At 62.3% G+C, this 6,134-nt stretch carries 3 protein-coding genes and 3 pseudogenes; 1 reads left to right on the top strand and 5 read right to left on the bottom strand.

Going from position 1 to position 6,134, the window contains the following annotated elements; genetic code table 11:
* Window positions 1-124 precede the first annotated feature (124 nt).
* The 4 genes and pseudogenes from NKI29_RS33045 to NKI29_RS33030 form a co-directional block, all read right to left on the bottom strand.
* Window positions 125-601, bottom strand: a complete 477-nt coding sequence (locus NKI29_RS33045) for a UCP036055 family protein (protein WP_352798654.1) — start codon at window positions 599-601, stop codon at window positions 125-127.
* A 71-nt stretch (window positions 602-672) separates the two neighbouring features.
* Complete coding sequence (locus NKI29_RS33040; protein ID WP_352798653.1) at window positions 673-2,823, bottom strand: ParB/RepB/Spo0J family partition protein; 2,151 nt, start codon at window positions 2,821-2,823, stop codon at window positions 673-675.
* A gap of 282 nt (window positions 2,824-3,105) precedes the next feature.
* Window positions 3,106-3,894 (bottom strand): annotated as a pseudogene (locus NKI29_RS33035) (DUF932 domain-containing protein); the annotation flags it as partial.
* A gap of 196 nt (window positions 3,895-4,090) precedes the next feature.
* Window positions 4,091-4,734 (bottom strand): annotated as a pseudogene (locus NKI29_RS33030) (CBS domain-containing protein).
* 164 nt (window positions 4,735-4,898) lie between these two features.
* Between NKI29_RS33030 and NKI29_RS33025 the strand changes: the two are divergent.
* Window positions 4,899-5,300 (top strand): annotated as a pseudogene (locus tag NKI29_RS33025) (FtsX-like permease family protein); the annotation flags it as partial.
* A gap of 87 nt (window positions 5,301-5,387) precedes the next feature.
* On the opposite strand, the gene NKI29_RS33020 reads toward NKI29_RS33025, so the two are convergent.
* Window positions 5,388-6,002 (bottom strand): aspartate/glutamate racemase family protein, encoded by a 615-nt coding sequence (locus NKI29_RS33020; protein ID WP_352798655.1) that lies wholly within the window; start codon window positions 6,000-6,002, stop codon window positions 5,388-5,390.
* Window positions 6,003-6,134: the final 132 nt, after the last annotated feature.

Below are 6,134 nucleotides of genomic sequence, written 5' to 3'. Positions count from 1 at the left end.
TTTGTGGTGCGCTTCATTGCCCATGTTTGTGTTCGGGTCCAACTTGTCCATCTCCTTGTATTGCCGCCGGGTACCGCCGGCGCTACCCCGGGCCCGTGGTCGGGTGGGTTAAATGGTGGAACGGTCAGGCGGCCGCGCGGCCCTCAATGACGTCGGCGCCGACCTCATCGGCGGAGACCTCTTCGAGATAGGACCGGCTATACGAATTGCTGGCGAGCCAGCGTTCGGCCGCCTCGCGATCCTTGGCGAGATAGAGCAGCTCCGGGCTGTCGCCGAGTTCCTGCAGGACGCGGACCATGCTGATCATGGGACGCTCGATGACCTCGAAACGCAGGTCACTCTCGACGGACCAAGTGCGCCTGACCGAGACGACGATGATGCCGCCCTGCCCGAAATCGCCCTCATGCAGGGTGAAGGAGGCCGGCGAGCTATAGGTCGCGCGCTCGCGCGGCGGTTCCTTCCTGACCAGGCGACCGACGCCGTTGCGGCTCTCCCAGGCGGCGAGCTTCTTGGAAAAGCGAGCCGGCGGCTTCGCCGCGCCGTCGCTGTATCGGATAACGCTCCCCAATGGGGCGGATTCGTACACGATATGTGCTGACATGCGGGTTTCTCCATGTAGGAAAACGAAAAAGGGCCCGGCGGAGTGCCGGCCCGGTGCGAGTGTGAGGCCGATTATTCGGCGGCCTGGAGGTGGTTGGCCTCGTCGCCGTCGCTGGTCACCGGCTCTTCGGAGGACGGATCCGCATCGTCGGCGAGGAAGGCCGGCAGCTCGGCGGCATCGCCGTCAAGAGCTGCCTCGTCCGACATATCGCCGGCGACCGCGTTGCCAGCATCGGTAGCCACTTCATCGACCTCAAGACGCAGCGGCTCGGGCAACCAGTTCGACCCTTCGAGAAGACGAGCGGCCTCACGCGCCATGATGTCCTTCTTCATGTGGTCGATCAGCTGTGCGGAGTCTGCGCCACGAGCTTCATGGACTGCCTGTAGAATCCGCGCCTTGGTGAGCCGCCCGAGGAACTCGACCGTAGGCGTCCAGCCGGCGTCGACCATGTCGAACTGAAGAGAACGGCCGAGCACGTCTGCATGCTCGAGCGCCTTCGGTCGCCTGTTCCAGGGTTCGACCATCGCATTGAGGGCCAGCGAGACGCAGTGCGCGAACAGCACCTTGCGGCTTGCTTCGTCGAGGCCGAGAAGGAAGTCCCACAGGTTTTCCGCCTCATCGGGCAAATCGCGGTCCCAGGCTTCGTGCCGCTCGGCGATCTCCTTGGCCCAGGATGTCTCGGCAAGACCGTCGACCTGGCTGAAGCTGCCGCTCTTCAGGCTGATCTCCAGGCACGTGTCCGGCGCGAAGCGATAGAAGACCTGCAGGACGAAGGCATGGAGTGCGGCGACGATGGCGATGTCGACGTTACCGGCGAGCGCGTTGCGCAGTGCCAGCGTCCGCTGCGCGGTCAGATCGAAAACGAGCCGATCGGGCAGTGGCTTGATGCCATCGTCCTCGCCGTCGTCACTAGCGCTGTCGTTCACCGGCTTGCCGTTGGCGACAACACCATCGCCATCGTCGTCGCCATTGGATCGGGTTCCGCCGTCGGCGCCCCCTTCCTCCCCCTCATCGACGTCGCCGGTTTCGGTCCGCGGCTCGTCCTCGGACCGCACGAAACCGGCGTCGACCTGGAGCTTGCCGTTCGCGGAAAGCGTAACGAACACACCGGCAATGGCCTTCTGGCCGGGATCGTAGCTTTGAGGGCGATCATCGATCTCGTCGAGCTCGGCACCCAGCTGGTCGAGCTTCGCCTCGATTGCTTCGTCGGCATCCTCGGCCTGGGCATAGTCCGCATCCAGTTTGTCGTATTCGGCCTTCAGCGCGTCGTAGCGTTCGATCTCCTCGGCGCTGAGCTCCTGCGGTTCGGCATAGATGCGCCGCATGCCGGAGGTGTGGCCGTAGGGAAAGCTGATCGCCGCCTCGACCCATTTCCAACCTTCGGCGCGGATTGCCTCGGCATCCACCTTCAGCCTGTCGAAGACAAGCTGCTCGAGGAGCGCCGCATCCTGGAACCAGCCGCCGGAATCCTGCTCGAACAGGTCGCGAAGAATGACGCCGCCAGCTGCTTCATAGGTTTCGGCGCCGACATAGACGGCCCGGCGATCATCGGCCCGGACCGTGGTCTCCGTCAGCAGGCGCCTGATGTAATAGGGTTCCTGCATGTGCGAGCTGGCAATCCGCTCCCAGACCTGCTCCTGGCGCGCGTGATCGTCCGAGATCGAAAACGCCATGATCTGTTCGAGCCGGATTTCGTCCTTCTCGTAGAGACCGAGAAGTTTCGGCGATACCGATGCCAGCCGCAGGCGCTGCCTCACCGTCGCAGGCGATACAAAGAAGCGGGCACCAATCTCCTCCGGATCGAGGCCCTGCTCGCTGAGCGTCTTGAAGGCCCGAAACTGGTCGAGCGGGTGCAAGTCGGCGCGCCGCAGGTTTTCGGCAAGCGAATCCTCTTCGGCCGAGGTCTCCTGCTTGCGGTTGACAATGCAAGGGATCGGCTCGTTCTTCGCCAGGCGCTTCTGCTTGATGAGGATTCCGAGCGCGAGATAACGCCGGCCGCCGGCGGGCACCTCGAACGTGCCGGTCTCCTCGCCCTCGCCGTCGAGCACAGGACGGACGTTCAAGCTTTGGATGAGCTTTCGCCGTCCGATGTCCTCGGCCAGCTGTTCGATTGATACGCCCTCCTTGATGCGGCGGACATTCTTCTGCGACAATGCCAGGTTGTCGTAAGGAATATTCTCCGCGGCGTTCATCGCGATCTTCTGAATGGCGTTCTTTGCCATGGTCAGGTTCTCCATGACGGGCGGCCCGGGGCCTCTCCCCGAACCTCCAAACCCGTCAGGAAACCTCCCCTCCCCCCTCTGCCTCCAGGCTCACGACGCCCCGGGCCCAGCTCGAGGATCTCGGCGCGCGACCGAGCGGCCCGAGGGCCTCCAGCATGTTGGCGGCACCCGTTCCCAGGAAAAAGCACCGTCCTCTCGCTTCGGAGGACGGCGCTCGGATTGACGGGGATTATCCGCACGAGAGGGCGGCAACAAAGGTCTTCGCTGCCGACCACAGCAGGATCAGGCGGCGAAATCGAGAAGCTTCTTGGCTTTGCCCTCGATTTCCAGGCGGACATCCTGATGCGGCTTGTCGCGCGCGACCCGCGTGATGCCCTGCACGAAATCAAAGATCGATTCCGGCGGTCTGCCTTCCTCCATGAGAACAGTATCGATGATCTTCGTGGTCTCGGACTTGGAGAAGCCGCGCTTGCGCAGGAAGCCCTTGCGATCTTCGTCGTCCCGGGCAACGATCCGTTGCCGCGCCGTCTTGATGCCCTTGACGAATGGCCTGGGCGAGGAATCGGCGAACTGGATCAGCGCCGGCTCGGCTTCCAGGGCGAAACGGGAGGCCGCGTATTTTGAATGGCGGATGGTGATTTCCTCGAAATCTTCCACGCCCCACAGATTGCGATTCTGACACACCGCGCGCAGATAGAAGCTGGCGATCCCTAGCGTGCGGGGTCCAACTTCGGAGTTCCAGCAGTAGAAGCCGCGGAAATAAAGATCCGGATCCCCATTTGGCAGCTGCCCGGCCTCGATCGGGTTCAGGTCGTCGACAAGAAACACAAACACATCGCGGTCGGACGCATAAAGTGTCGTTGTGTCGTTGGAGATGTCGACGTTCGGATTGTAGATTCTCGTCGACCAGTCGAGCACGCCGGGCACCTTCCAACGCGTGTCGCCAGTGCCGTCGCCAGCGATCTTCTGCACGGCCGCGATCGACTCTTCATCGAAAATCCTGCCGTAGTCCGGACCTGTTACCGCTCGTAGCTCGAAGCCTCCGTTCTCGATTTCCAGCGTCTTCACCGGTGGCCGCGATGCTTGCCGGCCAATCCGCCTCGGTCTTGTCCAGGATGAGACCGTTGGCGGGATTCGCCTCATGGACGAAGTAATCGAATGTCTCCCGCTGCAGGGTCGCCAGATCGTCTTCCATGGCAGAGGTGTTCACGATGCGGTCGGTCTTTGGAAAATGCGATCGCATCGCTGTATGTTCCCTGACCGCTGTTCACGGGTGCGACAGGCTTAGGTGGTCGAATACACCTTTGACGCCCCTGACGCCCTCGGCAACCACGCGGACGGCATCCCTTTCACCCTGCGATGAGACCGTTCCCGAAAAATGCACCAGGCCATCGCTGACCGTGAGCGTTAACGCGTCTCCTTTGACGCCTGCGTCGTCTCGCAGCCGGGTGAGAATGCTGCGCCGGATCGCATCGTCACCTGCCGCCATATCGTCGTCGAATTTCGCCGCAACGACGACGCGCAAAAGGTCGGCACGGCTGACAACGCCGACCAGATGCTGCCCCCTCATGACGGGAATGCGCTTGATGCCGTGCTCCCGCATCAGCGCAGCAATTCGCTCTATCGGGGTTTCCTCGTCGGCCGCGACGACATCTGGAATCATCAGATCCGCAACTTTCCAGCTGTGCCCCTTCACATAGCCACGCGCCTCACTTGGCGAGTTCACCGCGGCACCGAGTTCCGACCTGAGCAGGAAATCGCCTTCGCTCACAATCCCAACCAGGCGATGTCGTCGTCGAGAACCGGCATGCCGCTGATGCGATGATCCAGCATCACCTGGGCGGCGTGTCTTACGCTGTGGTCAGGCGACACCGTAACGACATCTGCAGTCATTACGTCTTTTACTTTCATCTGCTTCATCCCTAGCTCAGTTCAAGTGACCATAGGCCCGAGCACCAATTGGCCGCATCGTAGCGTAGTTTGCCACCGACCTCCTTTGAGGCAAATCAATACCGGCTCCGAACCAACCGACGCGGGCGACTTGAAATGGTCACTTACAGACTTGTCGACTGCGGATGCCGGAACACGTGACGGCCTCGGATCCGGTTTTGATTTGCATCAATGTCGCGCGCACCTCGACGGGTGGCATCTACACCGGGCTGGCTGCCGTCATCGCGTTCGGTGTCGTCTACAACAGCGCCCGGATCTCGCTTTCGGAACGGGCGCGGGAGTTGGCCAGCTTGCGCGTCCTTGGCCTCACCCGGGGTGAAGTGTTGCGCATACTCCTGTTGGAACTCGCCCTGCTCACATTGATCGCGCAGCCGCCTGGATGGCTCATTGGCTATGGTCTTGCCTGGATTATGCAGAAGAACCTGGCCGGCGAACTGATGCGGGTGCGCCTGATCGTTGAGCAGTCCACCTACGTCTTCGCCAGCGCGATCGTGATCGCCGCAGCCGTGCTTTCCGCGCTCGTCGTTCGCCGAAGGCTCAACGAGCTGGACCTTGTCACCGTAGTGCCAGTCGCCTTGTGCTCCGAACGCACTGCTTGCGAGGGGCCGCCTGGGTCATTCGAACCTGTCCAGCTCCTTCACGCGGGCCGGCATCGCCCACGCGCCACGTTTGGAGGGCGTGAGGCCGCAACGTATCAGGGTCTGCGCAAGGCCGACCGAGACGCTTACTCCATCCACAACGGGAATATCGTGCTTGCGCTGGAGGGCGGATGCAAACTCGGCCATGCCAGCGCAACCCAGTGCAACGCCTTCCGCTCCCAGCCTGATGCCTTCGCGTATGAGTTCCGAAATTCGTTCGGACCCGCCACTCTCAGGTCTTTCCAGATCAAGGACGGGGATGTCGGAGGCAAGCACCCGTCGGCAGCGATGGGAGAAGCCGTACCGCCGAATGTTGTCTTCAATGATTGGCACAGAACGTGACAGAGTGGTCACGACACAGAAGCTGTGAGCGACAAGGCTGACGGCATGAAGCGAAGCCTCGCCTATTCCGATGACGGGCTTGGTAGCGATTGCCCTTGCAGGGTCGAGACCCGTATCGTCGAAGCAAGCTATGATATGGGCGTCGACATTGTCCGCTTCCGCCGCAACCACCTGCTTGAGCAGGCCCGGCACAGCGAGTGCGCCATCAAATGGCCCTTCGATCGCTTCAGGTCCAGCCGTTGGCTGCATGCCCACTATCTTCGTCCCCGGACCCGGCGCGCCCCGCGGGGCGGGGCGCGGCGGCCCCCGGCGCGGGGGGGGGGGGGTGTGTGGGATTATAAAAAAAAAAGCAGCCACCCGCACCACAAGAGTAAAGAAGCG

Source organism: Mesorhizobium sp. M0678 (genome assembly GCF_040320505.1).
Taxonomy (GTDB): Bacteria; Pseudomonadota; Alphaproteobacteria; order Rhizobiales; family Rhizobiaceae; genus Mesorhizobium.
The sequence above is the reverse complement of the archived record's forward strand: the minus strand, read 5'-3'. Positions and strand labels throughout refer to the sequence as shown.

Excerpts from the sequence above, each read along its gene's own strand:
- NKI29_RS33045 (WP_352798654.1), bottom strand. The coding sequence starts at position 601 with ATGTCAGCACATATCGTGTACGAATCCGCCCCATTGGGGAGCGTTATC.
- NKI29_RS33040 (WP_352798653.1), bottom strand. The coding sequence starts at position 2,823 with ATGGCAAAGAACGCCATTCAGAAGATCGCGATGAACGCCGCGGAGAAT.
- NKI29_RS33020 (WP_352798655.1), bottom strand. The coding sequence starts at position 6,002 with ATGCAGCCAACGGCTGGACCTGAAGCGATCGAAGGGCCATTTGATGGC.